24 protein-coding genes are annotated in these 26,768 nt (G+C 64.9%); 9 read left to right on the top strand and 15 right to left on the bottom strand.

Annotated elements, in window-relative coordinates; genetic code table 11:
* Window positions 1-670: 670 nt before the first annotated feature.
* On the top strand, window positions 671-1,798 hold the full coding sequence (gene ssuD, locus J7548_RS16925) for an FMNH2-dependent alkanesulfonate monooxygenase (protein WP_290976656.1): 1,128 nt from the start codon (window positions 671-673) through the stop codon (window positions 1,796-1,798).
* Between the two features lie 7 nt (window positions 1,799-1,805).
* Here ssuD and gcvH read toward each other — a convergent pair whose 3' ends face one another.
* The 12 genes from gcvH to J7548_RS16865 form a co-directional block, all read right to left on the bottom strand.
* Window positions 1,806-2,183, bottom strand: coding sequence for a glycine cleavage system protein GcvH (gcvH, locus tag J7548_RS16920; RefSeq protein ID WP_290976654.1), 378 nt, complete (start codon window positions 2,181-2,183; stop codon window positions 1,806-1,808).
* Window positions 2,184-2,214: 31 nt separating this feature from the next.
* A complete protein-coding gene (locus J7548_RS16915; RefSeq protein WP_290976652.1) occupies window positions 2,215-2,817 on the bottom strand; it encodes a peroxidase-related enzyme in 603 nt (200 codons plus the stop codon).
* A 14-nt stretch (window positions 2,818-2,831) separates the two neighbouring features.
* Window positions 2,832-3,356 (bottom strand): CMD domain protein, encoded by a 525-nt coding sequence (locus J7548_RS16910; RefSeq protein WP_290976650.1) that lies wholly within the window; start codon window positions 3,354-3,356, stop codon window positions 2,832-2,834.
* On the bottom strand, window positions 3,353-4,675 hold the full coding sequence (locus J7548_RS16905; RefSeq protein WP_290976647.1) for an acyl-CoA thioester hydrolase/BAAT C-terminal domain-containing protein: 1,323 nt from the start codon (window positions 4,673-4,675) through the stop codon (window positions 3,353-3,355). Before J7548_RS16905 ends, J7548_RS16910 begins: the two co-directional genes overlap by 4 nt.
* A 4-nt stretch (window positions 4,676-4,679) precedes the next feature.
* Window positions 4,680-6,266, bottom strand: a complete 1,587-nt coding sequence (locus tag J7548_RS16900) for an ABC transporter substrate-binding protein (RefSeq protein WP_290976644.1) — start codon at window positions 6,264-6,266, stop codon at window positions 4,680-4,682.
* Between the two features lie 74 nt (window positions 6,267-6,340).
* Window positions 6,341-7,357, bottom strand: a complete 1,017-nt coding sequence (locus J7548_RS16895) for an oligopeptide/dipeptide ABC transporter ATP-binding protein (protein WP_290976641.1) — start codon at window positions 7,355-7,357, stop codon at window positions 6,341-6,343.
* The gene (locus J7548_RS16890; RefSeq protein WP_290976639.1) at window positions 7,350-8,354 is read right to left on the bottom strand and encodes an ABC transporter ATP-binding protein; all 1,005 of its coding nucleotides are present in this window, start codon (window positions 8,352-8,354) and stop codon (window positions 7,350-7,352) included. Before J7548_RS16890 ends, J7548_RS16895 begins: the two co-directional genes overlap by 8 nt.
* Window positions 8,351-9,286 (bottom strand): ABC transporter permease, encoded by a 936-nt coding sequence (locus J7548_RS16885; RefSeq protein WP_290976636.1) that lies wholly within the window; start codon window positions 9,284-9,286, stop codon window positions 8,351-8,353. The genes J7548_RS16890 and J7548_RS16885 overlap by 4 nt, the downstream gene beginning before the upstream one ends.
* A 17-nt stretch (window positions 9,287-9,303) precedes the next feature.
* Window positions 9,304-10,278 (bottom strand): ABC transporter permease, encoded by a 975-nt coding sequence (locus J7548_RS16880; protein WP_290976633.1) that lies wholly within the window; start codon window positions 10,276-10,278, stop codon window positions 9,304-9,306.
* Complete coding sequence (locus J7548_RS16875; RefSeq protein WP_290976631.1) at window positions 10,275-11,738, bottom strand: NAD(P)/FAD-dependent oxidoreductase; 1,464 nt, start codon at window positions 11,736-11,738, stop codon at window positions 10,275-10,277. Before J7548_RS16875 ends, J7548_RS16880 begins: the two co-directional genes overlap by 4 nt.
* 24 nt (window positions 11,739-11,762) lie before the next feature.
* A complete protein-coding gene (locus tag J7548_RS16870; RefSeq protein WP_290976628.1) occupies window positions 11,763-12,698 on the bottom strand; it encodes a LysR family transcriptional regulator in 936 nt (311 codons plus the stop codon).
* A 63-nt stretch (window positions 12,699-12,761) separates the two neighbouring features.
* Entirely contained in the window at window positions 12,762-12,944 is a 183-nt protein-coding gene (locus tag J7548_RS16865) for a hypothetical protein (protein WP_290976626.1), read from the bottom strand.
* Here J7548_RS16865 and J7548_RS16860 point away from each other — a divergent pair.
* From J7548_RS16860 to J7548_RS16845, 4 genes are all read left to right on the top strand, one after another.
* Entirely contained in the window at window positions 12,943-14,130 is a 1,188-nt protein-coding gene (locus J7548_RS16860) for an aminotransferase class V-fold PLP-dependent enzyme (RefSeq protein WP_290976624.1), read from the top strand. The genes J7548_RS16865 and J7548_RS16860 overlap by 2 nt on opposite strands.
* Window positions 14,131-14,272: 142 nt before the next feature.
* Entirely contained in the window at window positions 14,273-15,283 is a 1,011-nt protein-coding gene (locus J7548_RS16855; protein WP_290976621.1) for an ATP-binding cassette domain-containing protein, read from the top strand.
* Window positions 15,280-15,951, top strand: coding sequence for a methionine ABC transporter permease (locus J7548_RS16850; RefSeq protein WP_290976618.1), 672 nt, complete (start codon window positions 15,280-15,282; stop codon window positions 15,949-15,951). Before J7548_RS16855 ends, J7548_RS16850 begins: the two co-directional genes overlap by 4 nt.
* A 36-nt stretch (window positions 15,952-15,987) precedes the next feature.
* Complete coding sequence (locus tag J7548_RS16845; RefSeq protein ID WP_290976616.1) at window positions 15,988-16,779, top strand: MetQ/NlpA family ABC transporter substrate-binding protein; 792 nt, start codon at window positions 15,988-15,990, stop codon at window positions 16,777-16,779.
* Window positions 16,780-16,863: 84 nt separating this feature from the next.
* Here the strand turns inward: J7548_RS16845 and J7548_RS16840 are convergent, their stop codons facing one another.
* Together J7548_RS16840 and J7548_RS16835 are read right to left on the bottom strand one after the other, a co-directional pair.
* On the bottom strand, window positions 16,864-17,868 hold the full coding sequence (locus J7548_RS16840; RefSeq protein WP_290976613.1) for an HD domain-containing phosphohydrolase: 1,005 nt from the start codon (window positions 17,866-17,868) through the stop codon (window positions 16,864-16,866).
* Window positions 17,869-17,922: 54 nt separating this feature from the next.
* On the bottom strand, window positions 17,923-20,796 hold the full coding sequence (locus J7548_RS16835) for an MHYT domain-containing protein (RefSeq protein ID WP_290976609.1): 2,874 nt from the start codon (window positions 20,794-20,796) through the stop codon (window positions 17,923-17,925).
* 972 nt (window positions 20,797-21,768) lie between these two features.
* Here J7548_RS16835 and J7548_RS16830 point away from each other — a divergent pair.
* The 4 genes from J7548_RS16830 (at window position 21,769) to J7548_RS16815 (ending at window position 26,531) form a co-directional block, all read left to right on the top strand.
* Window positions 21,769-23,886, top strand: a complete 2,118-nt coding sequence (locus tag J7548_RS16830; RefSeq protein ID WP_290976608.1) for a bifunctional diguanylate cyclase/phosphodiesterase — start codon at window positions 21,769-21,771, stop codon at window positions 23,884-23,886.
* A 246-nt stretch (window positions 23,887-24,132) separates the two neighbouring features.
* Entirely contained in the window at window positions 24,133-24,957 is an 825-nt protein-coding gene (locus tag J7548_RS16825; protein WP_290976606.1) for an ABC transporter substrate-binding protein, read from the top strand.
* Between the two features lie 66 nt (window positions 24,958-25,023).
* Complete coding sequence (locus J7548_RS16820) at window positions 25,024-25,770, top strand: amino acid ABC transporter permease (RefSeq protein ID WP_290976605.1); 747 nt, start codon at window positions 25,024-25,026, stop codon at window positions 25,768-25,770.
* Window positions 25,770-26,531 (top strand): amino acid ABC transporter permease, encoded by a 762-nt coding sequence (locus tag J7548_RS16815; RefSeq protein WP_290976603.1) that lies wholly within the window; start codon window positions 25,770-25,772, stop codon window positions 26,529-26,531. Before J7548_RS16820 ends, J7548_RS16815 begins: the two co-directional genes overlap by 1 nt.
* Window positions 26,532-26,597: 66 nt before the next feature.
* Here the strand turns inward: J7548_RS16815 and J7548_RS16810 are convergent, their stop codons facing one another.
* Window positions 26,598-26,759: a hypothetical protein gene (locus J7548_RS16810; protein ID WP_290976600.1), complete on the bottom strand. Its 162-nt coding sequence runs from the start codon at window positions 26,757-26,759 to the stop codon at window positions 26,598-26,600.
* Window positions 26,760-26,768 lie beyond the last annotated feature (9 nt).

Here is a 26,768-nt window from a genome sequence, read left to right as displayed (position 1 = left end):
GGGGTTCCCGTTGGAGCGCCATGAAAAATGGGCTCGGCAGAGTCGCTTCGCTCCGACTGCCGCGCTGATCCATTTTTCATGGCGCTCCAACGGCTGGCCCACAAGGGGAAATGCTTAAATGCCTCGCCTTCGGCATCGGGATTGGGATCGTGGCTTGCTACCTTCTGAGGATTTGCTGACGTCTTAACGACACTGGGTCCTGACTTTCGTCAGGACGACACGCAGAAGCGATAGCGATCAGAAACACCTATGCCGCAGGCGAGAAGCAAGCACCGCAATGCCGAAGGCGAGCCGGACACGCAGTCCGCTTCTGACCAGCCGCCGGAGAGGGCGAAAAAATGGATCAGCAAGGCAGTCGGAGCGAAGCGACTCTGCCTTGCCCATTTTTTCGCCCTCTCCGGCGGGAACCCCGAAGGGGCTGGTTAGTAGCGGTCGCCTTCTTTTGCTTACTTTTCTTGGCGAGACAAGAAAAGTGAGCGGCTGCCGGGCCGCCCCCGGCGCTCACCTTCGACCGGAGAAAGATAAGCATTAAGCCAGTACATCTGCACGCAGCAAGACCAGACTACCCAAAAACGCCAACCAACTAAGCAAATGCAAAAACATTCTTAGCCACAAAAAACCGACAGCGCTCTAATAGCAAAATCGAACGAACAAACAAAGAAACACCCCCATGTCCCTCAACATCTTCTGGTTCCTCCCCACCTCAGGCGACACCCGCTACCTGGGCACCTCCGACTTCGGCAGAGCCCCCACCCTCGACTACATGCGCCAAATCGCCGTCACCAGCGAAAACCTCGGCTACGACGGCCTGCTGATCCCCACCGGCGCCTCCTGCCTCGACCCATGGGTAGTCGCCTCCAGCCTGGTCCCGGTCACCCACAGGATCAAGCTGCTGGTAGCGCTGCGCACTTCGCTCGGCGGCCCCGGCCCCTCGGCGCGCCAGGCCGCCACGCTGGACCAGGCCCTGAACGGCCGCCTGCTGCTCAACGTCGTGCCCGGCGGCGACGCCACCGAACTGGAGGCCGACGGCGTCTTCCTGAAACACGACGAACGCTACGAAGCCGCCGACGAATACCTCACCATCTGGCGCCGCCTGCTGCAAGGCGAAACGGTGGACTACGAAGGCAAGCACTTCCGCATCCGCCAGGGCCAGGTATTCCACCCCGCGCTGCAAAAGCCCTATCCCCCGCTGTACTTCGGCGGCTCTTCCGATGCCGCCCACGACCTGGCCGCCAAGCACGTCGACGCCTACCTGACCTGGGGCGAACCGCCGGCCGCGGTAGCGCAGAAGATCGCCGACGTGCGCGCGCGTGCCGCCAAACAGGGGCGCACCGTGCGCTTCGGCGTGCGCCTGCACGTGATCGTGCGCGAGACCAATGAAGAAGCCTGGGCCGATGCCGAGCGCCTGATCAGCAAGCTGACCGACGACGACATCGCCCGCGCCCAGCAGAACTACACCCGCATGGATTCGGTGGGACAACAGCGCATGGCCGCGCTGCACGGCGGCCGGCGCGACCGGCTTGAGATCGCGCCCAACCTGTGGGCCGGCGTGGGACTGGTGCGCGGCGGCGCCGGCACGTCATTGGTGGGGGATGCCGCCACGGTGGCCGAGCGGCTGCAGGAATATGCGGACCTGGGCGTGGACACCTTCGTGCTGTCCGGCTATCCGCACCTGGAAGAGTCGATACGCTTCGCCGAGCTGGTGTTTCCGCTGCTCGGCAAGCAAGCGGTCACCTTGCGCGACCGCGCGCAGACCGGCGGCGCTTTCGATATCCGCGCCGCCCGGTCCGCCTCTTGAAACTGAATCAGGAAATCAGCTTCAGGTAACCGGCCGCGTCGAGGAAACCTTCCTTCGAAAACGGCACGGCCGGCCTGATCTTGAAGATCCATTGGTCGTAGGGCGCGTCATTGATGGCATCCGGCGTTTCCGCCAGCGCCTCGTTGATGGCGACAATCTCCCCATCCACCGGCGCATGCAGGTCGGAGGCGGTCTTGTTCGACTCCACGATGCCGCATTCGCCGGTGCGCCGGACCAGCACCCCGACCGCCGGCATTTCCACATACACCAGCGGCCCCAGTTGCTCCTGGCCGAAATCGGTGATGCCGACGGCGAGCGTGCCGTCGTCCTCCACCCTCACCCACTCATGGGTTTCCGCATAGACGAGATGATCGGGAATCTGCATGGTGTCTCCTTTTGCTTGTAATGAGGGTAGATCAGGCTTCGGCCTTGCTGCCGTCCGGGAACACCGGCTCGCCCAGGTTCAGCATCAGGCGGTTGGCCCAGGCGAAGATGGCGATCGAGTGGATCAGGTCCAGCACTTCCAGGTCGTTCAGGCCGGCGTCCTTCAAGGCCTGGATCTTGGCCGCGTCGACCGCGTCCGGCTGTTCGGTCAGCTCGGCCGAGAACTTGGCGATGGCCTTCTCGCGCGCGTCGATGCCCGCGCCGTAGGGGTTGTCGAATACCTGCTGCACCGTGTCGTTGCGCTTGGCCAGTTGCTCGAAGCGCTGCGCATGCACCGACGCGCAATACACGCAGCCGTTGATGCGCGAGACCACCAGCGAACCCAGCTCGCGCTCGGCGCGCGACATGCCGCCCGGCGCGTACATGATGGCGTTGAAGGCGGCCGAGCGCTGGCGCAGGATGTCCGGCTGGTGCGCCAGGAACAGGTAGTAGTCCGAGGTCTTGGCTTTCGGGTTGCTCTCTTCCAGCACCTTGATCTGGTCTTCGCTGGCGTCTTCCAGCGCGACCACGTCCAGCCAGGCATCCCAGTCCAGCGATTCGTTGGTGAAGCCGTGCGATTTGATGACGTTGCTCATGTCGGTTTCCTTCCTCAGTTGACTGCTGCGGCGGCCTTCATCGCCTTCAGCCCGGCGATCACGCGCAGCTGGTAGGAGATGAATGCGATCAGTTGCGACAGCGCCACCACGGCCGGCGTGCTGATGCCGGCGGCGGGCAGTTTCCCGATGGCGGCCTTGTCGCCTTCCACCGGGCGCTGGGTCAGCGCGCGGGTGAATACCAGCATGGCGCGCAGGCGGCCTTCCGGGAGTTGCTCCGGCTCGCCGCTGTCGGCGGCGGCCAGTTGCGCCGCGTCGGCAGGCAGCGCCTGCAGGCGCGCGCGGTAGTGCCCGGCCAGGTCGGCGGCGCCGGCCAGGCGGCAGGCGTACAGCGCGACCAGCAGGCGCTCGTCCAGACCGATGCCTTCCAGCGCGGGATCGAACAGGGTGTCGTAGCTGCCCTGGCTGGCGGCGGCGACCTTGTCGCGCTGGTGGCGCAGTGCATACAGCGGACTGCCGGGTTCCAGGCCGGCCAGCTGGTCGATGACATCGTGGCCGATGTCGTAGACGGGAGTGCTCATGGGTTTTCCTTTCGGAGCTGGTGTTGGGAGACGGCATCGCGCAGGAAGCGCTGCGCGTGCTGCCATGAATCGAGGTCGGCGCGGGCATTGGCCGCGGGTTCGCCGCCGCCGGTGCTGATGCGGCCCGAGACCGGGTGCGCGTAGGTCGTCTGGGTGGTCGGCACGAACGGGAACAGGATCGAATGCCCGGCGTTGGCATAGTCGCGCCACACCACCGGCCAGGCATGCTTCACCTCGGCCAGCTTGTCGCTGACCATGCGGCAATACACGCTGGAAGGCCAGGAGCCGTCGTCGGTGGCCGACAGCAGCAGCACCGGCGCCCGGATGCATTCCACCGGGATGCGGGCGCGCGCCACGGCTTCCTCATCCTGCAGCGCGGTCAGCATCGCCAGTTCGTGGCGATGCGGCGACGGGCCTTCGTCGAAGGGCTTCCAGCTGGCGGTGCGGTTGCCTTCCCACTGGTGCGGCAAGGGCTGGCCGCGCAAGAGCCAGGTCGGCCCTTCCCTGCCCACCACCGGATCGGCCGCGTTCTGGCCGCTGTGCACCAGCGCGCTGGGCACGTAGGCCAGCACCGCCGACACCTTCTGAGGGAAGGTCGCACCCAGCAGCAGCACCAGCTCGCCGCCGCGCGACTGGCCGCTGATGGCGACGAAGCCGTCCTGCGGCTGCACCTCGGCGCGCAGCCAGTCGAGGCCGCGCTCGAAGTATTCCAGCGGCGTGTTGGAGATGTAGTCGGACAGGCCCGGCGCCTTGAAATACGCCAGCGCGAACGCCGCATAACCGCGCGAGGCATACAGCGCCGCGCGCGGCTCGTTGATGCCGCCGCCCGAGCCGTTGACGATCATCACCGCCGGATGCGGGCCGGGCGTGGCCGGCAAAAACAGCGTGCCGACCAGGCCTTGCTCGCGCACTTCGCGCCGTGTCACTCCCGCCGCCGCCAGGCGCTGCACCAGCTCGGCGCCGGCCGTGCCCTGCGTGCCGCTGGCCTTGATGACGGTGACCAGCGGCGCCGTGACATCGGCGTGGAAGTTGTCGCGCTTGCCCGCCTGCAGCGGCTTTTGCGACCACAGCAAACCCATCGCGTCGATACCGCGGTAGTCGCCGTAGTCGTCACCATCAATGGCGGGGCTCATCGCGAGGTCGGCCTCGCCCTGCGCGTCGGCGACGAAGCAGGCGCTGCTGGCCCACTCGGCGCCGTTGCGCACGGTCGATGTCGAGACCCGCACCGTTTCGCCCGGCGCCGCGCCGCGCACGACGATGCGGCGCGGCACGTCGACCAGGTCGTCGGCCGGGGTGACGGCGATCGAGAAGTCCGGCATGGCCTTACTTCTTTTCCTGGGTGACCATCATGGCGGTGGTGCGGTCGCTGCTGACCGGCGTCACCTTCAGGCCCTTCTTGGCGGCCCAGATGTTCTGGTAGTGGTACAGCGGGATCACGCCCACATCGTCCGACACCACCTTGGCCGAGGCGCGCAGGATGGCTTCGCGCTTGGCGGCGTCAAACTCGGCGGTGGAGTCGGCCAGCGCACGGTCCACGGCCGGGTTGCTGTAGTGGTTCCAGTTGGAAGCGCCGATGCCCTTCTTGGCGTCGACCGTGCCCAGCACGTTGACCAGCGCGTAGCTGGCTTCGCCGGTGCCGTTGCCCCATGCCAGTACCGATACCGCGAACTCGTTCTTGTTGGCGCGCGAGGAGTACGAGGCCCACGGCAATACCTCGACCTGGGTCTTGATACCGATGCGGGTCCAGAACTGCGCCACCGCCTGCATGGTTTCCGGCGCTTGCGGGTAGCGGTCGTTAGGCACGTGGATGGTCAGCTTGAAGCCTTCCGGGAAGCCGGCGTCGGCCAGCAGCTTCTTGGCCTGGGCGGCGTCGAACGGGATGTTCTTGATCTCCGGGTTGTAGCCGAAGGTGTCGGACGGCATCCACTGGTTGGCCTCGGTGGCCGCGCCCTGCAGGATGCGGTCGATCAGCGCCTTGCGGTTGATCGCCAGCGACATGGCGCGGCGCACGCGCACGTCCAAGAGCGGGTTCTTGTCCAGTTGCTTGCCGGCGTTGTCGGTGATGTACGGGCTCGGGCCTTCATGGAAGGTCGGCTGGATCAGCAGCACCCGCAGGCCGTTGTACGGATAGACCGTGACGTTGGGCGACTGCTTGAGCTTGGCGATGTCGGACACCGACACCTTGTCGATCACGTCCACGTCGCCCGACAGCAGCGCCGCGGTGCGCGCGGCGGCGTTGTTGATGTAGCGGTAGTTGACCTTCTCCCACAGTGCCTTGCCGCCCCAGTAGCCGTCGTTGCGCTGCATCACCACGCGGTCGCCCGGGGTGTAGGAGACGAACTTGTAGGGGCCGGTGCCGACCACGGCGGCGCCGCTGTTGTAGTTCTCGGTGGAGGACTTCTCACCCACGTGCTTGCTGACGATATGCACCGACGCCAGGTTCAGCGGCAGGTCGGGGTTGGGGATGTTGGTCTTGATCACCAGCGTCAGCGGGTCCTTGGCGGTGACTGACTCCACCGTGCGCAGGTAGCCGGCGAAGGTCGCCACGCTGCCCGGCACGCTGCGCGCGCGCTGGTAGGAGAAGATCACGTCCTCGGCGGTGAACGGCTTGCCGTCCTGCCACTTGACGTTGGGGCGCAGCTTGAACTCCCAGGTCTTGGGGTCGATGTTCTTCCACGACACGGCCAGGCCGGGCTGCAGCTTGTTGTAGTTGTTCTCGACCAGCAGGTCCCAGAAATGCAGGTCCACCGAGCGGTCGCCGGCGTGGTTGTTCAGTTGCGGATCCAGCGAGGACAGCGGATCGGCGAAGGCGATGTTGAGGTTCTGCGCGCGGGCGGCGTCGGCGGCCGAAGCCAGTGCCACGCCGGTCAGGGCGACCGCCAGCAGGCGGGTCAGGAGCGTTTTCTTCATGTGCTGTTTCCTCTGTTTCTGGTCAGGTTGAAAGCAATCGGCGATTCTTTGTTTCTTGCTGCGGTAATACGTATTCAGGTCTCGTCATTCAAATGGCAGGCGCTCATGTGCCCCGGCGCGATTTCCTTCAGCGCCGGCGCCTCTTCGCGGCAGCGCTGCGTGGCGTACGGGCAGCGCGGGTTGAAGTGGCAGCCGGAAGGCGGGTTCAGCGGGCTGGGAATCTCGCCCTTGATCGCCGTGAACTCCTTCTTGCGCGCCGACAGGCGCGGTACTTCGGCCAGCAGCGCCTGGGTGTAGGGATGGTTGGCATGGCCGAACAGCTCCTGCACCGGCGCACTCTCCACCACCCGCCCCAGGTACATGATCACCACGCGGTCGGAGACGTGCTCCACCACGCCCAGGTCGTGGCTGATGAACAGGTAGGTCAGGCCGAGCTGCTCGCGCAGGTCGGCGAACAGGTTCAGGATCTGCGCCTGGATCGATACGTCCAGCGCCGCCACCGCCTCGTCGCACACCAGCATGCGCGGCTGCACCGCCAGTGCGCGGGCGATGCCGATGCGCTGGCGCTGGCCGCCGGAGAACTGGTGCGGATAGCGGTCGCGCAGCGCCGGATCGAGGCCGGCGCGCAGCAGCTGGCGGCACACGTAGTCGTCCAGGTCGCCCTCGACCTTGCCGTTGACCTGCGCCGCCTCGCCGACGATCTGGTCGATGCGCAGGCGCGGGTTGAGGCTGGCGTAGGGGTTCTGGAAGATCATCTGCACATCCAGCCGGGCCGCCTCGCGCTCGGCGCCGGTGAGCGCGGCGCGGTCGCGCCCGCCGACCAGCGCCTGGCCGTCGGATGGATCGAGCAGGCCGCAGGCGATGCGGCCCAGCGTCGACTTGCCGCAGCCGGACTCGCCCACCAGCCCCACCACTTCGCCCGGCATGACCTTGAGGTCGACGTTGTCCAGCGCGCGCGTGACGGCCGGCGCGCGCGTCCAGCCGCGCTGCTGCAACTGGCGCGCCAGCCAGCCGTCGCGGCGTTCGCCGAAGCGCTTGCTGACGCCGCGCGTTTCGATGATGGGAACGGCCTTGTGTTGCACATCATGCATGTTGAGGCACCTTCGATTCATATTGCGCCGGATGGAAGCAGCGCACCAGGCGGCCGGCCAGCGGCTCGCTCAGCGCGGGCGCCGTCAGGCATTGCTGGCTGACCCGCTCGCAGCGCGCGGCGAAGGCGCAGGTCGGCGGCAGGTGCAGCAGGTTGGGCGTCATCCCCGGGATCTGGCGCAGGCGGCTGCCGCGCCGGTTGTTGCTGGGCAGGCTGCCGATCAGGCCTTGCGTGTAGGGATGCAGCGGCGCATCCAGCACGGCATCGACCGCGCCCTGCTCGACGATGCGTCCGGCGTACATCACCGCCACTTCGTCGGCCAGGCCGGCCACCACCGACAGGTCGTGGGTGATCCAGATCAGCGAGGTGCCATGCTGGCGCGCCAGCTTCTGCACTTCCGACAGGATCTGCGCCTGGATGGTGACGTCCAGCGCCGTGGTCGGTTCGTCGGCGATGATCAGGTCGGGCTTGTGCAGCAGCGCGATGGCGATCGCCACGCGCTGGCGCATGCCGCCGGACAACTGGTGCGGATACGCCTGCAAGCGTTCTTCCGGGCTGGCGATGCCCATCATGCCCAGCGTGTCGCGCGCCAGTTCGCGCGCGGCCTGGCGGCCGACCTTGCTGTGCGCCAGCACGGCATCGACCATCTGCGCTTCGACCTTCAACACCGGGTTGAGCGTCATCATCGGGTCCTGGAAGATCATGGCGATGCGGTTGCCCTGCAGCTCGCGCAATTCGGTACGGCTCATCTGCACCAGGTCGCGCCCCTGGAACAGGATCTCGCCGCCGACGATGCGGCCCGGCGCATCGACCATGCCGAGGATGGAGAAGCCGGTGACGCTCTTGCCCGAGCCGGATTCGCCCACCAGGCCGAGGATGCGGCCGCGGCCGACCGACAGCGAAACATCGTCCACCGCCGGCAGCACGCCGTCGGGAGTGAAGAAATGGGTGCGCAGCTTGCGCACTTCCAATGTAGGGGGAAGGTTCGGCGCGCTCACTTCTGCCACCTCGGATTCAGGATGTCGCGCAGGCGGTCGCCTACCAGGTTGATGGCCACGATCACCACCAAGAGCGTGATGCCGGGATAGAAGCTGATCCAGTATTCGCCCGACAGCATGTATTGGTAGCCGTTGGAAATCAGCAGGCCCAGCGACGGTTCGGTAATGGGCACGCCCAGGCCGAGGAAGGACAAGGTCGCCTCCAGCGTGATCGCGCGCGCCACCTGCAGCGTGCCGATCACGATCAGCGGCGGCAGGCAATTGGGCAGGATATGGCGCACCATGATGCGCCACGCCGACAGGTTCAGCCCGCGCGCCGCCTCCACGTATTCCTTCTGGCGCTCGACCAGCGCCTGGCCGCGCGCGGTGCGGGCGTAGTAGGCCCACTCCAGCACCACCAGCGTCACCATCACGTTCATGATGCCCTTGCCGACATAGGCCAGGATCAGCATCGCCACCAGGATCGAGGGGAACGACAGCACCAGGTCGGCCAGGCGCATCAGGAGCGTATCGACCTTGCCGCCGGCATAAGCCGCCAGCAAGCCCACCAGCGTGCCGATGATGCCGGCGATCAGCGCCGAACCGACGCCGATGCCCACGCTGATGCGCAGGCCGTACAGGATCGCCGACACCAGGTCGCGGCCCTGGCCGTCGGTGCCCAGCCAATAGGTGAAGGTGCCGGCGCCGTTGGCCGTGCCGGGATGCAGGCGCGCATCCAGCACGTCGAGCTGCATCAGGTCGTACGGGTTCTGCGGCGTGATCCAGGGCGCGGCGATGGCGGCGATCACCAGCAGCAGCACCACGGCCAGGCCCAGCATGGCCGACTTCGAGGCGATGAAATGGCGCACCACGCGGCGCCAGGGCGACTCGCGGCGCGGCGCCGTGAAGGCGGACAGTTCAGCGATGCGCGCGCGCACCTGTTCCTGCGTCATGATTGGTTCCGGCGCGCTCATGCCCTCGCCTCCACCCGCACGCGCGGGTCAAGAATCTTGTAGAGCACGTCCACCACCAGGTTGATGGCGACGAACATGCACACGATCACCATCAGGTAAGCCACGATCACCGGGCGGTCCAATGCGTTGATGCTGTCCAGGATCAGCTTGCCGGCGCCGGGCCAGGCGAAGATGCTCTCGGTCACCACCGCGAACGCGATGGTGGAGCCGAACTCCAGCCCCAGCACCGTCACCAGCGGGATCAGCGTATTGCGCAGCACGTACATCAGCACCACGCGCGCCGGGGCCAGGCCCTTGGCGCGGGCGAACTTGACGTAGTCCATCGGCAGCACCTCGCGCACGTTGGCGCGGGTCAGGCGGATCACCAGCGAAATCTTGAACAGCGACAGGTTGAGCGCCGGCAGGATCATGTGGCGCCAGCCGTCGGAGGTCAGCCACGACCATTGGATGCCGAACAGTTCGGCGGTCTGGCCGCGCCCGCCGGATGGCAGCCAGCCCAGCGTGACCGAGAAGGCCATGATCAGCATCAGGCCGATCCAGAACGTGGGCAGGGAAAAACCGAAGATGCTGCTCGTCATTACCAGCCGCGAGAACGGATGGTTGGGCTTCATGCCGGCGAACAGGCCCAGCGGGATGCCCACCAGCACGGCCAGGATCAGCGCCGCGAACGCCAGCTCCAGCGTGGCCGGCAGGCGCTGGAAGATCAGCAGGATGGCCGGCGAGTTGTAGACGAAGCTGTTGCCCAGGTTGCCGTGCAGCGCGCCGTTGAGGAAGGCCAGGTACTGGCGCCAGATCGGCTGGTCCAGCCCCAGCTCCTTGATGATGCGCAGGCGGTCGACCTGGTCGACGTCCTGGCCGATCAGGATATCGACCGGATTGCCGATCAGGTGCAGGCCGAAGAAGACGATCACCGTCATCAGCAGCACCACCATCAGCGCCTGCAGCAAGCTCTTTGCGATGGCGATGGTCATCCCGGCAACTCCCATTCCGACGGCGTCCACTCGTCGCCGACCAGTTCGGGTTCTTCGTAGGCCTCCAGGTTGCGGTAATGGTATTCCACATCCTCGCCGTACAGCAGCGAAGCGATGCCCTGCGCCAGGCGGTAGGCGCCGTCGCTGATGGCCGGGATGTCGCCGGAGACGGTGCCGTGGCTGGCCGCGGCCGGATAGCAGAAGCAATGCACGCGCTCCAGGCCGGGCAGCGCGCCGGGGGTCTTTTCCTGGAACTCGAAAGCCGGGCCGAGGTAAGGCGAATCGGACAGCTCGGCGTCTTCGTCGCCGGCCGGCGGCGTGTAGCGCTCGTTCCAGGTCAGGATGTGCTGGGAAATGGCGGCGAATTCGGGACGCACGCTCCAGTCGATCCGGAAACCGGTGGAGAAGAACAGGAAGTCGAGATCCAGCGGGCCGCGGTTGGTCTCCAGGCGCAGCGTGCCGTCCGGCTGCACGGCCACATCCTTGATGGCGGTGCCGAGCAGGAAGCGCGAGTTGGCGAAGCGCGACACGCGGCGGGTGCTGCCCGACGGCGGCGGCACCTGCTGCACGTTGACGTAGTGGCGGATGCGCCATTTCCATTCGTCCGGCAGGTGCTGGTGGCCGTTGACCAGGCCCGGGTTGCCCGAACCCTTGCCCTTGTTGACGCGCGGCAGTTCCTTGCGGCGGATCAGCAGGTCGACCCGTACTGCACCCGCTTCCAGCGCGGTGGCCGCGCTGTCCATGGCCGACGAGCCGCCGCCGACCACGCCCACGCGCTTGCCCTTGAGCGTGGCGTAATCGAGCACGTCGGACGAATGCGCCCAGCGTGCGCGCGACAGCTTGTCCACCAGCGGCGGCAGGTAGGGACCGCCCAGGCCGTCGCGGCCGGTGGCCAGCACCACGCGGCGCGCCAGCACCGAGGATTCGCCCTGCGGCGAGGCCAGCTTGAGTTCCACCACGCCATCGGCGCGCGGCAGCACGGCCAGCACGCGGTGTTCGTTGCGCACATCCAGGTTCATCACGCGGCGGAACCAGCGCAGGTAATCCATCCACTGCAGGCGCGGGATCTTGTCCAGTTCTTCCCAGGCCTGCGCGCCGAACTGCGCCTCGAACCAGGCGCGGAAGGTCAGCGCCGGGAAGCCCAGCGCGGGGCCGGTCAGGGTCTTGGGCGAGCGCAGCGTTTCCATGCGCGCGGTAGTGGCCCAGGGGCCTTCGAAGTCCTTGGGAGAACGATCGTAAATGACGTTGGGGATGCCCAGGTGGCTCAGGGCCACCGAAGCCGCCATGCCGGCCTGGCCGCCGCCGATGATGGCCACGTCGACCACCGCCCTGCCGTCGCGCTCGGTCTGCGGCGTCCACGCCTTGCCGGGCAGCGCCAGCCATTCGAGGTCCTGGCGCAGGCGCGCTTCCAGCGCGGCCAGGCCCTGCGGCGCGGCAGCGGTCGATTCCGTATTCGGCATGTGTCTCCCCCTTCCAAAAATCGGTTACAGCAATTCGTCATGCTCGGCCGCGTCGCGTTTGACGAAGCCGTGCAGGATATGGCGCGCCGCGGTTTCGACCGCGTCGATCAGCGCCAGCGTGGTGCCTTCGACCGGCCGGCCGAACGGCGTCACCACGCCGAAATAAAACGGGATATCCACCGCCAGCGGCCTGGCCACCAGCCCCTCGATGGGCATGCCCAGCGCCGTGATCGGCTCCACCAGCGCCACTCCCAGGCCTGCATGCGCGGCCATGATGGCGTTGAAGGAGGTATTGGTATCGATCGCCACTTCCAGCGGGCCGCCGGCGCCCAGCGCGGTTTCGATGCGCTGGCGCAGGCGGTAGCGGTTGGACATGGTGATCACACGTTCGCCGCGCAGGGCCGCGCGCGTGATCTTGTCCTTTTGGGCCAGCGGATGGTCGGCGCGCATCACCGCCACGCAGGGCGCCTCGCCGATCCAGTGCAGATCCAGCCCGCGGTGCGCCACCGGCAGGCTGGTCAGGCCCAGGCTGACGGTACGGTGCAGCACCGCGTGCACCACCTGTTCGGCCGAGGCGCTGCGCAAGTGGATATGTTCGGGAAATGCCGCCTGGCCCTGCGCCAGCAATTTCAAGGCGGCCGGGGCGATGGTCGAGGCCAGCGCCGGGGTCGCCACCAGGTGCACCGGCTGCGCCTCTTCGCGGCCGATCTCGGCGGCGCGTTCGCGGATGCTGCGCAAGCCGACCAGCGAACGCTCCACCTCTTCGTACAGCAGGAAAGCCTTGCCGGTGGGCGTCACGCGCGGCCCGTTGCGGTCGAACAACGCATAGCCCAGTTCCGCCTCCAGGTCGCCGATGGCCTTGCTGATGGCCGGCTGCGAACGGCCAAGGCTGCGCCCGGCGCCGGTAACGCTGCCGATCGTCATGACTGCCGCAAAAGCTTCCAGCTGGTTGAGATCCATCAATGTCCCGGGTCAAGATCCATGCATATGATTTTCGAATTATAGGTTTGTATTTATTCTATTTCAGTATAATAATTTTGTATAAGCAAATGCAGGAAGTGCCAGGCCGACCGGGAATTGGCCATACTTCCTGCCTGGCTTGCCATTTTTGCCATTTTTCCGTTTCGCATTGCCTTTCAGACAAAACTCGGTGTAGCGGCGAATGCCGGCACCGCTTTTCCCTGGACTTCCTGAATTCGCCGCCATGAACGCCCCTGCTCCCTGCCGACCGCCTGCCGACCTGGCTTTCCCCATTTACCTGGACTACGGCGCGACCACGCCGGTCGATCCCCAGGTGGCCCGGATCATGTGCGACTTCCTTACCGAGAAATTCGGCAACGCCGCCAGCAGCTCCCACCCGTTCGGCTGGGAAGCCAAGCGCGCCGTGGAAAAGGCGCGCGCGCAGGTGGCCGGCCTGCTGGGCGCGCAGCCCGGCGAGATCGTCTGGACTTCGGGCGCGACCGAATCGAACAACCTGGCCATCAAGGGCACGGCCCAGGCGCTGGCCGGCAAGGGCAAGGGCCGCCACCTGGTTACCGTGGCCACCGAGCACAAGGCGGTGCTGGACACCATGCACACGCTGGAGCGTGCCGGCTTCGAAGTGACCTTCCTGCAGCCGGGGGAAGACGGCCTGGTCACGCCGGAACAGTTCTGCGCCGCGCTGCGCCCGGACACCATCCTGGCGTCGGTGATGTATGTAAACAACGAGATCGGCGTAATCCAGCCGATCGCCGAGCTGGGCGAGATCTGCGCCGCGCGCGGCATCGTCTTCCATGTGGACGCGGTGCAGGCGACCGGCAAGGTCGCCATCGACCTGGCCAGCCTCAAGGTCGACCTGATGTCGGTCTCCGCGCACAAGGTCTACGGCCCCAAGGGCGTCGGCGCGCTGTACGTGCGCCACAATCCCGAACTGAAACTGGAAGCCCAGATCGACGGCGGCGGCCACGAAAACGGCATGCGCTCCGGCACGCTGGCCACGCACCAGATCGTCGGCATGGGCGAGGCGTTCGAGCTGGCCGGCAAGCTGCTGGCCGAAGAAAGCGCGCGCATCCGCGCCCTGCGCGACCGCCTGTGGGCCGGCATCAACGGCCTGCCCGGCGTGCAGCTGAACGGCTGCGCGGTCAATCGCGTGCCGCACAACCTCAACGTCAGCTTCCCGCCCACCCGCTACGGCACGCTGGCCAGCCAGTTGCTCGGCATCGCGGTGTCGGCCGGCTCGGCCTGCAACTCGGCCGCCGCCCTGCCGTCCTTCGTGCTGCTGGCGATCGGCCGTTCGCCCGAAGTGGCCCGCAACGCGGTGCGCTTTTCGCTCGGCCGCGGCACCACCGAGGCCGAGATCGATTATGTAGTGGCGGCGATTCGCCAGGTGCTGGCGGCCGATGCCGCCGGCTGATCCGCCTTCCTGCGCCTGGCATTGCATGCCATATAACGGCTATTTCCTTAATCGTTTTTCCTCATAAGCAAAAAACAAATAAGAACTTCCCGCCTAAATAACTAAAAGTTAGACTTGGTCAGTTTCATCAACACTGACCATTGTGATCCGCATCGAGCACCTCCATAAAAACTACCAGGTAGGCAAGCGCGACATCGTCGCCCTGCAAGACATCAACCTGGACATCGCCCAAGGGGAAATCTTCGGCATCATCGGTCGCTCCGGCGCCGGCAAGAGCACGCTGATCCGCACCCTGAACCTGCTGGAACGCCCTGACAGCGGCCGCATCCTGATCGACGGCGAAGACATCACCGGCCTCGGCCACGACGGCCTGCTGGAACTGCGCCAGCACATCGGCATGGTGTTCCAGCATTTCAACCTGTTGAACGCCAAGACCGTGGCCCAGAACATCGACTGGCCGCTGAAGATCACCGGCCGCTACAGCCGTGAGCAGCGCGACCGCCGCGTCGACGAGCTGCTGCAGCTGGTCGGCCTGGAAGCGCACCGCGACCAGTATCCGGCGCAGCTCTCGGGCGGGCAAAAGCAGCGCGTTGGCATCGCCCGCGCGCTGGCCAATTCGCCGTGCCTGCTGCTGTGCGACGAGGCGACTTCCTCGCTCGATCCCGAAACCACCCAATCGATCCTGCGCCTGCTGCTGGAAATCAACCGCAAGCTGGGCCTGACCATCGTACTCATCACCCACGAAATGCAAGTGATCCGCAACATCTGCGACCGCGTGGCGGTGCTCGACGCCGGCCAGGTGGTCGAGCGCGGCGACGTGGTCGACACCTTCCTGCACCCGCGCCATGCGGTCACGCGCGCGCTGCTGGCCGAGAGCTTCGCCTTCGACGATGTGCTGGCGCCCTATACGCGCCGCGCCGGCGGCAAGCTGGTGCGCCTGACCTATGCCGGCGAACTGGCGGCGCAACCTATCCTGTCGCAGCTGACCGCGGCCACCGCGGCGCTGGCGACCATCGTGCAAGGCACCGTCTCGCGCATCAAGGACACGCCCTATGGGCAATTGCTGGTGGAGTTCTCCGGCGGCGAGGAAGCCGTGGCCCAGGTGCTGGAGCGCCTGACCACTTCCGGCATCGACCATGAGGTGCTGGCATGAGCGCGCTGATCGACTTGTCGCAGATCGACTGGAGCGAAGTCTGGGACGCCACGCTGGAAACCCTGGCCATGACCGGCGGCTCGCTGTTCTTCACGGTGCTGCTGGGACTGCCGCTGGGCATCCTGCTGTTCCTCACCAACCGCAAGCAACTGCTGGAGCAGCGCGGCGTGTATGCGGTGCTGTCGCTGCTGGTGAACGTGCTGCGCTCGGTGCCGTTCCTGATCCTGCTGATCGTATTGATCCCGTTCACGCTGTGGCTGGTGGGCACCTCGCTGGGCGTGACCGGTTCCATCCCGCCGCTGGTGATCGGCACCGCCCCCTTCTTCGCGCGCCTGACCGAAAACGTCCTGCGCGAGATTGACCGCGGCGTGATCGAAGCCTGTACCGCCATGGGCGCGCGGCGCCGCCAGATCATCTTCGGCGCGCTGCTGCCCGAGGCCCTGCCGGGCCTGCTGGCGGCGGTCACGATCACCGCCATCACGCTGATGTCGTATGCCGCGATGTCGGGCGTGATCGGCGGCGGCGGCCTGGGCGACCTGGCGATCCGCTACGGCTACCAGCGCTTCCAGACCGAAGTGATGGTGGTGACCGTCGCCATCCTGGTGGTGCTGGTGCAATTGCTGCAGTTCTTCGGCGACCGCCTGGTGCTGCGCTTTACCCGTAAATAATCTTTTGACCTCTCACAACAAGACTGGAGCAAACACATGTCCCGCAAACTGATCCCCCACCTGTTCGCCGGCGCCGCACTGGCGTTTTCCATCGGCGCCCACGCCGCCGACAAGCTGGTGATCGCCGCCACCCCGGTGCCGCACGCCGAGATCCTGGAACACATCAAGCCGGTCCTGGCCAAGGAAGGCATCGACCTGCAGGTGAAGGTATTCACCGACTACGTGCAGCCGGCCGCGCAGACCAACGAGAAGCAGGTCGACGGCAACTTCTTCCTGCACCAGCCCTACCTCGACCAATTCAAGAAGAGCCACAAGAACGACATCGAAGTGCCGGTCGCCAAGGTCCACGTCGAACCGTTCGCCGCCTACTCGCAGAAGTACAAGAAGGTTGCCGACATCCCCAACGGCGCCACCATCGCCATCCCCAACGACCCGTCCAACTCGGGCCGCGCCCTGCTGCTGCTGGCTCGCAACGGCCTGATCAAGCTCAAGGACAACACCAGCATCTCGGCCACCCAGAAGGACATCACCGAAAACCCGAAGAAGCTGAAGTTCCGCGCACTGGAAGCGGCCACCCTGCCGCGCGTGCTGAACCAGGTGGATGTGGCGCTGATCAACACCAACTACGCGCTGGAAGCCAAGCTGAACCCGGTCAAGGATTCGCTGTTCATCGAAGACGCCAACTCGCCCTACGCCAACCTGCTGGTGGCGCGCGAAGACAACAAGGACAGCGCCGCCATCAAGAAGCTGGCCGCCGCGCTGAACTCGCCTGACGTCAAGAAGTTCATCGAAGAGAAGTACCAGGGCGCGATCGTACCGGCGTTCTGAGAAGCAACGCAGGTTCCCAAGCCATAAAAAAAGACGGTGGAATTTTCCACCGTCTTTTTTATTTTCCGCCGGGGCTCGTCCCGCTCAAACGGGAACCTCCATCGGATCGCTCCAGCGCGCCTTGATTTCCAGGATCTCCGGCAGGCACTCCACAAACAGCGGCACCAGCTCCGGATCGAAGTGCTTCCCGCTTTCGCGCTGGATCAAGGCCAGCGCGTCTTCCACCGACCAGGCCGCCTTGTACGGCCTGACGCTGGTCAAGGCGTCGAACACGTCGGCAATGGCGATGATGCGCGCCGCCTGGGGAATATCGTTGCCGACCACGCCGTTCGGATAACCGCTGCCATCCCATTTTTCATGGTGGTACAAGGCGATCAGCCGGGCCGTCTTCAACAGGCCGGTGGCATGCTCGCCGATGATCTCGGCGCCGATGCGCGCATGCTGCTGCATGATGGACCACTCTTCCGGCTCCAGCTTGCCGGGCTTTTGCAGGATCGCGTCCGGAATGCCGATCTTGCCCACATCGTGCATCGGCGCCGCATGCAGCAGTTCCTCCGCCTCGGAGGCGCTGTATCCGGCCCGCAGCGCCAGGGTCTTGGCGTAATGGCTCATGCGGATGACGTGCATCCCGGTTTCGTTGTCCTTGTACTCGGCCGCCATCCCCAGGCATTGCACCACCTGCAGGCGGGTCTCCCGCAGCACGTCCAGCTGCACCAGCGAGAGCTGGCTCTTGACGCGCGCCTTGACGATGATCGGGCTGAACGGCTTGGTGATGTAGTCCACCGCGCCGAGGTCGAAGCCCATCTGCTCATCGGACACCTGGTTCAGGGCCGTGATGAAAATGACCGGGATCGCCTGGGTTTCCGGCGCCGCCTTGAGCGTCTTGCAGACGTCATAGCCGGACATGCCGGGCATCATCACGTCCAGCAGGATCAGGTCGACCTTCTCGGCCCGCGCCAATTGCAGCGCCTTTTCCCCGTCCTTGGCGAACAGGAGCCGGTATTCGTCCTGCAGGGTGTGCCTCAAGACTTGCAGGTTGGTGGGCTCATCGTCCACCAGCAGGATACATTTGCGTTCTTCGTTTTTCATTGCATTACATTCTTATTGCCGCCCATCCCGGATGCCGGGATCCCGGACAGGCGCTTATACGGAAGGGGACTGTTCTGCCTTGAGCGATTCCATCAGCTTTCCAAGCTGCTCGCCGGCGCTTTCGAAGTCGAACGACTCGATGGCGTCGTGAATCGAATTGCGCACGCCCACTTCGCCATTCTCAAGCAGCCAGTTGCTGATCTTGTCGAAATTCTCCTCATCCAGCTCGCCATGCCGCAGGCGCTTGCTCAGCTTTTCCAGCGATACGGCGATATCGGCTAGATCGGCGGGAGTGCCGGCAGCCGCCGTCATCTGCGAAGACGACCATTCCTGCTCTTGCAGCGTGCTCTTGACCAGCGCCAGTTGCGTCCGCAATTCCTGCAGCTGTTCGAACCAGCCGTCGGCCGGCCCATCGGTTCCCTGTTCGAGAATGCCGCTCAGGTTGGCCACCGCGAGCAGCCCCAGGTTGGCCGACGCGCCGCGGATGCCGTGCAGGCTCTTGGCCGCCTGCACCCAGTCCACGGTATCGGCGGCCGCGCCCGGCAGCGGCAGCGGATGGCGTTTCTCGACATCGGCCAGGAAGCGGAAAATGGCTTCGGCCATCCGTTCCCTGGTGCGCCACAACTGTTCGCCCCGCACCCAATCGATGACCCTCTTTTCCTGCCCATCCTGGATATCGGCCATGATCGGCTCGCCGGGCGCCACCTTCAATACGCGGGCAATTTCGGCGCGCAGCTTGGGGATGTCGAAGGGCTTGCTGGCGAAGCCGTTCATGCCGGCCGCCTGCGCCGCCTTGCGGTCGGACTCCATCACGCTGGCGGTCAGCGCAATGATCGGGGTTTTTTCGCGTCCCAGCTTTTCTTCCTCGACGCGGATGCGGCGGGTAGCTTCCAGGCCGTCCACATTCGGCATGTGCACATCCATCAGCACCAGGTCGTAGCGGCCGGCGAAGAACAGGTCGATCACCTGGGTACCGTCGCTGGCGGCCGTGACCGTATGGCCGGCTTCTTCCAGCAGGAGCGTGAGCAATTCCACGTTCTGGGGAACGTCGTCGGCGATGAGCACATTCAATGCCGGCAGCTTGCCGATGCCCAGCGCATTGGCCTGGAACGACGGCTTTTCGCCGGGCTTGAGCGGGAGCGACAGCCGGAACACGCTGCCCTTGCCCAACTCGCTCTCCGCCGTCATCGTCCCGTCCATCAGTTCGATCAACTGGCTGGCGATCGTGGTGCCCAGGCCCGTTCCGCCGAAACGACGGCTGATGGAGGCATCGGCCTGCGAGAACGGATCGAAAATACGGCTCAACTGCTCCGGCGTCATGCCGATGCCGGTATCCCACACTTCGATGCCGACGCGCTCGCCGTCCTGGTACAGATGCAGGCGCACCGTGCCTTGCTGGGTAAATTTGATGGCGTTGCCGAGCAGGTTGGTCAGGATCTGCTGGATACGCAGCGGATCGCCCTTGAAATATTCCGGCAGGCCCTCGGCGTAATCGAGCACCAGGTTCAGCTTCTTCTTTTCGGCATTGAGGCGCAGCGAAGTGACGATCTGCTGCGCCACTTCGCGCAGGGAAAAGTCGATGCTCTCCAGCGTCACGCCGCCCTTTTCCAGCTTGGTGGTATCCAGGATGTCGTTGAGCAGGCCCAGCAGCGAGCGGGCCGACTGGTGCACCGTGGTCATGTGGGCGCGCTGGGTGGGGTTCAGATCCCCCTTGAGCAGCAGCTCCGAGAAGCCGATCACGGCATTCATCGGGGTGCGGATCTCATGGCTCATATTGGCCAGGAAGGTGGTCTTGGCCGCCGCGGCCTGCTCCGCCTTCTCCGCCGCTTCGCGCAGCGAGGCTTCCAGCGCCCGGCGCTCGCTGATGTCGGTCAGGAAGCCGACGAACAACGGCGCGCCCGGCATGTCGACCTGCCCTACCGCCAGGCGCACAGGAATCAGTTTGCCGCTCTTGTGGAGCGCAGTCACTTCACGCCCCTGACCGATGATCTTGGCGAACCCGGTGGACAGGAAATTCTTCAGGTAGCCATCGTGGCTCGACTGGTGCGGCTCGGGCATCAGCATCTTGATGTTCTTGCCCAGCACTTCGTCGGCCGACCAGCCGAACAGGCGCTCGGCCGAGCGGTTCATCGCCTGCACTTTGCCCTTGCTGTCGATCGTGATGATGCCGTCGACGGCGGTCTCGACGATGGCGCGGATGCGCGACTCGCTCTCCTTCATCATCTGGAAGGTTTCGTTGTAGCGCATCATCCCGTTGGCCGCCGTCACCAGCACCGTGACGGTGATGGTGAACATGGAGAGCGCCAGCGAGGCGAAGGTCGTGCTGATGAGTATCCCGCTGTGCTGCGTTTCGGCGGCGCCGATGAAGCGGGCCGCGCTCATGCCGGTGTAGTGCATGCCGCAAATGGCCAATCCCATGATCGTGCCGCTGATGATCAGGCGGGTGATGCGGCACATCTTGATGCCGCGCAGCTTGAAGCGCACGCCCAGCGAGATGGTCGCAAGGACCACGGCGACCACGATGGACAAGGCGAAATACCAGGGATCGTAGCGCAGCACGGCGGACATCCGCATCGCCGCCATGCCGGTGTAGTGCATGGTGCCGATGCCGGCGCCGACCAGCACGCCGCCGGCCAGGAGCTGGAGTATCGAGATATTGGCCCGGGACAGCATGTTCAATGCCACCCAGGAGGCGGCCAGCGCCGGAACGACCGACAAGGCGGTGATGCCCAGGCTGTAATCCACCGACAGGCACAGGTCGAACGCCAGCATGCCGATGAAGTGCATGGTCCAGATGCCGCCGCCCAGGGCGATGGCGCCGGTGGCGATGGCGACCTGCCGATGCATCTGCTGGGTGGTATGCCTTGCGACATAGGAGGTCTGCAAGGCCATCGTGGCTGAAAATACCGACACGAACAACGACAGCAATACCAAGCCTATGCTGTAAGTGCCTTGCAGAATATTTCCCCCGTCCGCGGCACTAAAAAAGAAATTCCCCATCCGACATCTTCCCCGACACATCAAAAGTTCATAGATTTGGCGACATTTTATCCATTAATTGCCCTATGCCTGTTTTCGCACCGGCTTCAGGCGGGCAGATCCGGCCGATGTCCCGCCAATTGAGAAAGAAATGATGTTTTATTGCCTCATCTGACAAGAGGGCTGCGGACGATCCGTTTTCCCCAAGTTCATTCTCATTAAATCGGCATTAATTCTCAAAATTATTAATAACAAATCCTATCCAGGCACATGGCCCTACGTCCTGCTGGTATGACATCCTAAAATTGAGACATGTTCGTGCGAACTTCGTCGATCCGCGCGCATTGCGCATGACTTTCGAGTGCTTCTCAGGCATGATGCGGAAAACAAAAAATAAGCCAAGGCGCAGCGTCATCCACCTTGGCCATCACGCAAGCAATATCCCCGTCTTATTTTCATCTTTTTGCCTCGCCGTTCCGGGCTCCTGACACAGGGATCCCGGGTGGCCTGCGCGCAGGCGACAGGGTATCCCAGGGTATCCATGCCGCGCCGGCCTCGCAGAAGCCCATGAGATGTACGACGGCAGCCTTTACGCGAGCGCCGGATTGACCCCGGTGTTCTTATCGCGCCAGAAGGCCCCTTGGCGACCTTTTCCCGAAGGTTGCGCGCGGCTCCTGGGTGGATAGCGGAAGGCGGGAAGGAGACAAAGACAATTGAAAAAAAGCACATTGGGACAAGCCTCAAAGGAAAAATCCCGGCGCATCTGCGCCAGCGGGAACAGGCAGCAAACAAAAACGCCGGCGCATCCTGGTTTTGCGTAGCGGCCCCCGGCTGGGTATCCGCCAGGGCCCCGTACCGGCTCAGCAAGCTTCCGTTCGTGTATTACCGGTTCTAAGACCACAATGAGTGTGGAAACAAACTATGTCCGTGTCCATCAACAATACTTCGGTTGCCCCCAACGACCCGCAAGGCTATTTTCCGCCGCGCCAGGACGGGAATGCGGCCTTGCCTGAACGCAGCGTGCGCCATTTCCACGAACAGGCGCTGGTCGGGATCTACATGGTCGACGCGGCAGGCTGCGTGCTGTACGCCAACCCCAGGATGGCGGACATCCTGGGCTACGGCAACGCGCAGGAGATGGTCGGGCTGCCGTTTTCGGAACTGGTCGCGCCGGAAGACCTGGCGCTGGTGCAAACGCAGCACCGGCAATTGCTGGACGGCGCCCACAGCCGCGTCCGCCATACCTGCCGCATGTCGGCCCAGGACGGAACCCGGCGCTGGGTCGAAGTGCACAGCAGCGTGGATGAATTCGAAGGCCGCGCCGCCCTCATCGGCATGGCGCTGGACGTCAACCAGCAAGTGCAGGCCGCCTCGCATTCGCGCCTGGCCGACCGGGTGTTCGAATCGGCCAGCGAAGGCATCCTCATCACCGATGCGGAGTGCCGCATCCTGACGGTCAACCCGGCCTTCACCCGGATTACCGGCTACGGCATCGATGAAGCGATCGGCAAGCATTCGCGCATGATGACCGGCCCCAGCTCCCGCACCAACGTCAACCGCAGCATGCTGGAGCAGTTGGCCGCGATCGGCAACTGGCAAGGGGAAATGATGGACCGCCGCAAGGACGGCACCTGGTATCCGGCCTGGCTGTCGATCTCCACCATCCGCGACAGCCACGACGCCATTTCGCACTATGTCGGCGTCTTCACCGACAACACCATCCGCAAGGAAACCGAGAACAAGCTGGCCTACCTGGCCGAGCACGACAACCTGACCGGACTGTTCAACCGCAACAGCCTCATGCGCGTCCTGTCCGAGAAGATCGGCGACGCGGAACAGCGCGGCGAGCACCTGGTGCTGTTCTTCATCGACTTCGACCGCTTCAAATCGGTCAACGACACCCTCGGCCACCACTCCGGCGACCAGCTGCTGGTGGCCGCCACCGAACGCCTGCGCCGGCAACTGCGGCAACAGGACGTGCTGGCGCGCTTCGGCGGCGACGAATTCATCGTGGTGCTGGACGACTCTCCCTCGGAAGACATCGTGGCCGCGCTGGCGCAGCGCCTGATGAACGACATGGCCGAACCGTTCTTCATCAACGGCCACAAGATCTTCCTGAGCGCCAGCATCGGCTGTGCGATGTACCCGCAGCACGGCAAGGATGCCATGACCATCCTCAAGAACGCCGACATCGCCATGTACCGCGCCAAGGAGCGCGGGAAAAACACCTTCCAGCTCTTCAACAAGGAAATGAGCGACCACGCGCTGGAGCAGATGCTGCTGGAGAACAGCCTGCGGCACGCGCTGGAACGCGAGGAATTCGAACTGTTCTACCAGCCCCAGGTCTCCTCCGACGACGGCGGCATCTGCGGCATGGAAGCGCTGGTGCGCTGGCGCCATCCGACCCGCGGCCTGATCGCGCCGGGACTGTTCATCAGCCTGGCCGAGCAGACCGGCCTGATCGTCCCGCTGGGCAACTGGATTTTGCGCGAGGCCTGCAAGCAGGGCAAAGCCTGGCTGGATAGCGGCTACCGCTTCGGCCGCATCGCCGTCAACCTGTCACCCTGCCAGTTCCTGTCCGACGACCTGACCGCCAGCATCGATGCCGCGCTGGCGCAAAGCGGCCTGCCGCCGTCCCTGCTGGAGCTGGAGATCACCGAGGGCGCCATCATGCAAAACCCGCAGGCGGCGGCGGCGCTGCTCAAGCGCATGCGCGAACTGGGCGTGACCATTTCTGTCGACGACTTCGGCACCGGCTATTCGTCGCTGGCGAGCCTGAAGCAATATCCGCTCGACACCCTCAAGATCGACCGCAGCTTCGTCAAGGACATTCCCCACGACGCCGACAACGTCGCCATCACCGAAGCCATCATCGCCATCGCGCACAAGCTGCGCCTGCGGGTCGTGGCCGAGGGCGTCGAGTCCGAAGACCAGAACACGTTCTTGCGCGCGGCCGGCTGCGATATCATCCAGGGCTACCTGCATGGGCGCCCGCTCTCGCCTGCCGAGATCGAGAGCCGCTGGTTCGCGCAGAAATAGAACATCCCGCGCCGCTGCAATTGCGGCATGACAAACGCCACCGTCGTCCCGATCTGCGCCGGGACGACGGCGATGCGTACACTTTCCCGCCCTCTTCCTCATCGCCGATTTCCGCATATTCAAAGCCGGAAATAGTCGTTCCCTCTCCCTCCCCCGCTTCCTATACTCGCTCCCATTTGGTGCACCCTCACACCAGATGATGTCGCCCGACCCGGGCCGGAACTCACAACAACAAGGAAGCCCCTCATGCAATTACGTACCGCATTCACCCCATTGTTTCTCGCGCTGGCCCTGATCTCGGGCGCCGCGCACGCCGACAAGCTGGACGACATCAAGAAGGCCGGCGTGCTGCGCGTGGCCGCCTTCGACGGCAACCCGCCGTTCGGCTACGTCGACGCCAACAGCAAGAAGATCGTCGGCCTGGACATCGACTACGCCCAGGAACTGGGCAAGAAGCTGGGCGTGAAGGTGGAGATCGTGCCGACCAATCCGGCCAACCGCATCCCGCTGCTGACCTCCAACAAGGTCGACCTGGTGTTCGCCAACTTCACCATCACCGAAGACCGCGCCAAGGTGATCGATTTCAGCATTCCCTACATCGCCTCGGGCCAGCAGTTCCTGGCGAAGAAAGGCCTGCTCAAGAGCGCCGACGACATCAAGAAGGTACGCGTAGGCACCGACAAGGGCACCACGATGGAAACCACCCTGCGCGAGAAGTATCCCGACACCAAGGTCGTGCTGTACGACGATACCCCGCTGGGCCTGGCTGCTCTGCGCAACGGCAACATCCAGGCCTTCAGCCAGGACGGCACCAAGCTGACCGCGATCCTTGGCACTCTGCCGGACAAGGACAAGTATGAAATCCCGCCGTTCGCCATCTCCGAGGAGTACGAAGGCGTGGGCGTGCCCAAGGGCGAAACCCGCCTGGTGTCCTACCTCAACGACTGGCTGCGCGAACTGGAAAAGAACGGCACCGCGCAGCAGATCTACGACAAGTGGTTCGGCCCGCAAAGCGCCCAGCCGCTGCCGCGCCTGTTCAAGATCGGCGATACCAAGCTGAGCCAGAAATAATCCGCAGCAAGCTGCTGTAACCGTGGCCGGCATTGCGCCGGCCGTTTGCTTTTCTTCGCGCCCACCATGCTCGCCCAACTCTACGCCGGTCCCTTGCTGGCGCCGAAATACCTGTACTGGATGTGGCAAGGCTTCCTGACCACGCTGTGGCTGACCGCCTGTGTCGCCTTGCTTTCCACCCTGGCCGGCACGCTGCTGGCGGCGGCGCGCTCCAGCGCCAACCGCGCGCTGCATGGCGCGGCCGCCGCCTACACCTCGCTGTTTCGCAACACGCCCTTGCTGGTGCAATTGCTGTTCTGGTACTTCGGCGTGCCCAGCCTGTTCCCCGAAGGGACCATGGACTGGCTCAACGGCGACCACAGCCTGCGCCCGTTCGGCCTGTTCACGCTGAGCTGGCCGTCCTTCGAATTCCTGGCCGCGCTGTGCGGGCTGGTGTTCTATTCCACCGCCTACGTCAGCGAGGAAATCCGCTCCGGCATTCGCGGCGTCGCCCCCGGCCAGGCGCTGGCGGGCGCGGCCATCGGCATGACGCGCTGGCAGGTGCTGCGCTACATCGTGCTGCCGCAAGCCACCCGCATCGCCCTGCCGCCGCTGCTGGGCCAATACATGAATATCCTCAAGAACACCTCTCTGACCATGGGCATCGGCCTGGCCGAACTGTCCTACACCTCGCGCCAGGTAGAGTCGGAAACCTTCCTGGCTTTCCAGGCCTTCGGCGTGGCCACGCTGCTGTACATCACCGCCATCGCCGCCATCGAAAGCGCCGGGCATTACCGCCTGCGCATACGCCGAGTGCAACAAGGAAGACGCTGATGCAACTCGCTGTCCTTCTCGACAACCTGCCCTATCTGCTGTGGGGCAACTACCCCGACGGCCCGCTCGGCGGCGCCGCGCTGACGCTGCTGCTGAGCGCCGGCTCGGCCGTCATGTCGGCAATCCTGGGACTGCTGCTGGGCATCCTGCTGGCCATCGGCAGCGGCCCCTGGCACAAGCTCTTGATGCTGGCGCTGGGATTCTTCCGCGCCATCCCGGTGCTGATGCTGATCTTCTGGACCTACTTCCTGCTGCCGATCGCCTTCAGCATCGACGTGCCGGGCGTGCTGTCGGTGATGTTCGCCCTGTCGCTGGTGGGCGCGGCCTACCTGGCGCATTCGGTGGCGGCCGGCATCCACGGCATCGGCCAAGGGCAATGGCAGGCCGGCCTGTCGCTCGGGCTGCCGCGGCTGGCGGTGCTGCGCCACATCATCCTGCCGCAGGCGCTGCAGATCATGCTGCCCTCCTTCGTCAACCAATGGGTCACGCTGGTCAAGGACAGTTCGCTGGCCTACATCGTCGGCGTGGGCGAATTGTCGTTCGTCGCGGCCCAGGTCAACAGCCGGCTGATGGTGCATCCGGCTGAAATCTTCCTGTTCGTCGGCATCCTGTACTTCCTGCTTTGCTCGGCATTGGAACAGTTCGCGCTATGGGTCGGTCGCCGTTCCGATCCGCAGCGCATGGCCGCGCGCCGCCTCTTGCGGGAAACGCCGGTCACTCATGCGGACGGCATGGAGCAAGGCGTCAGGCTTCCCGGATGAATTGAAAAGACAAGGCCCCGGCGGCCCATCACAATGGGCCGCCGGGGCGCTGCGGATGACGGCCGCTCAGCCCGCCAACGGGAAGAAACGGTTGGCGACGAACAGAACAACCAACAGGATGATGCCGGTGATGAGGCTGCCGGCGATCAATTTCTTTTCCACCGGCAGCAACGGCTCAGCCGGCCCGGCAGCGTTCAGTTCTTTCTTCAGGTCTTCTTGCGACGACATGATTGGCTC

Origin of the sequence: Herbaspirillum sp. (assembly GCF_017744395.1) — a bacterium.
Lineage (GTDB): Bacteria > Pseudomonadota > Gammaproteobacteria > Burkholderiales > Burkholderiaceae_D > Herbaspirillum.
Note: the sequence above shows the minus strand (reverse complement) of the source record. Positions and strands in the feature narration are given on the sequence as shown.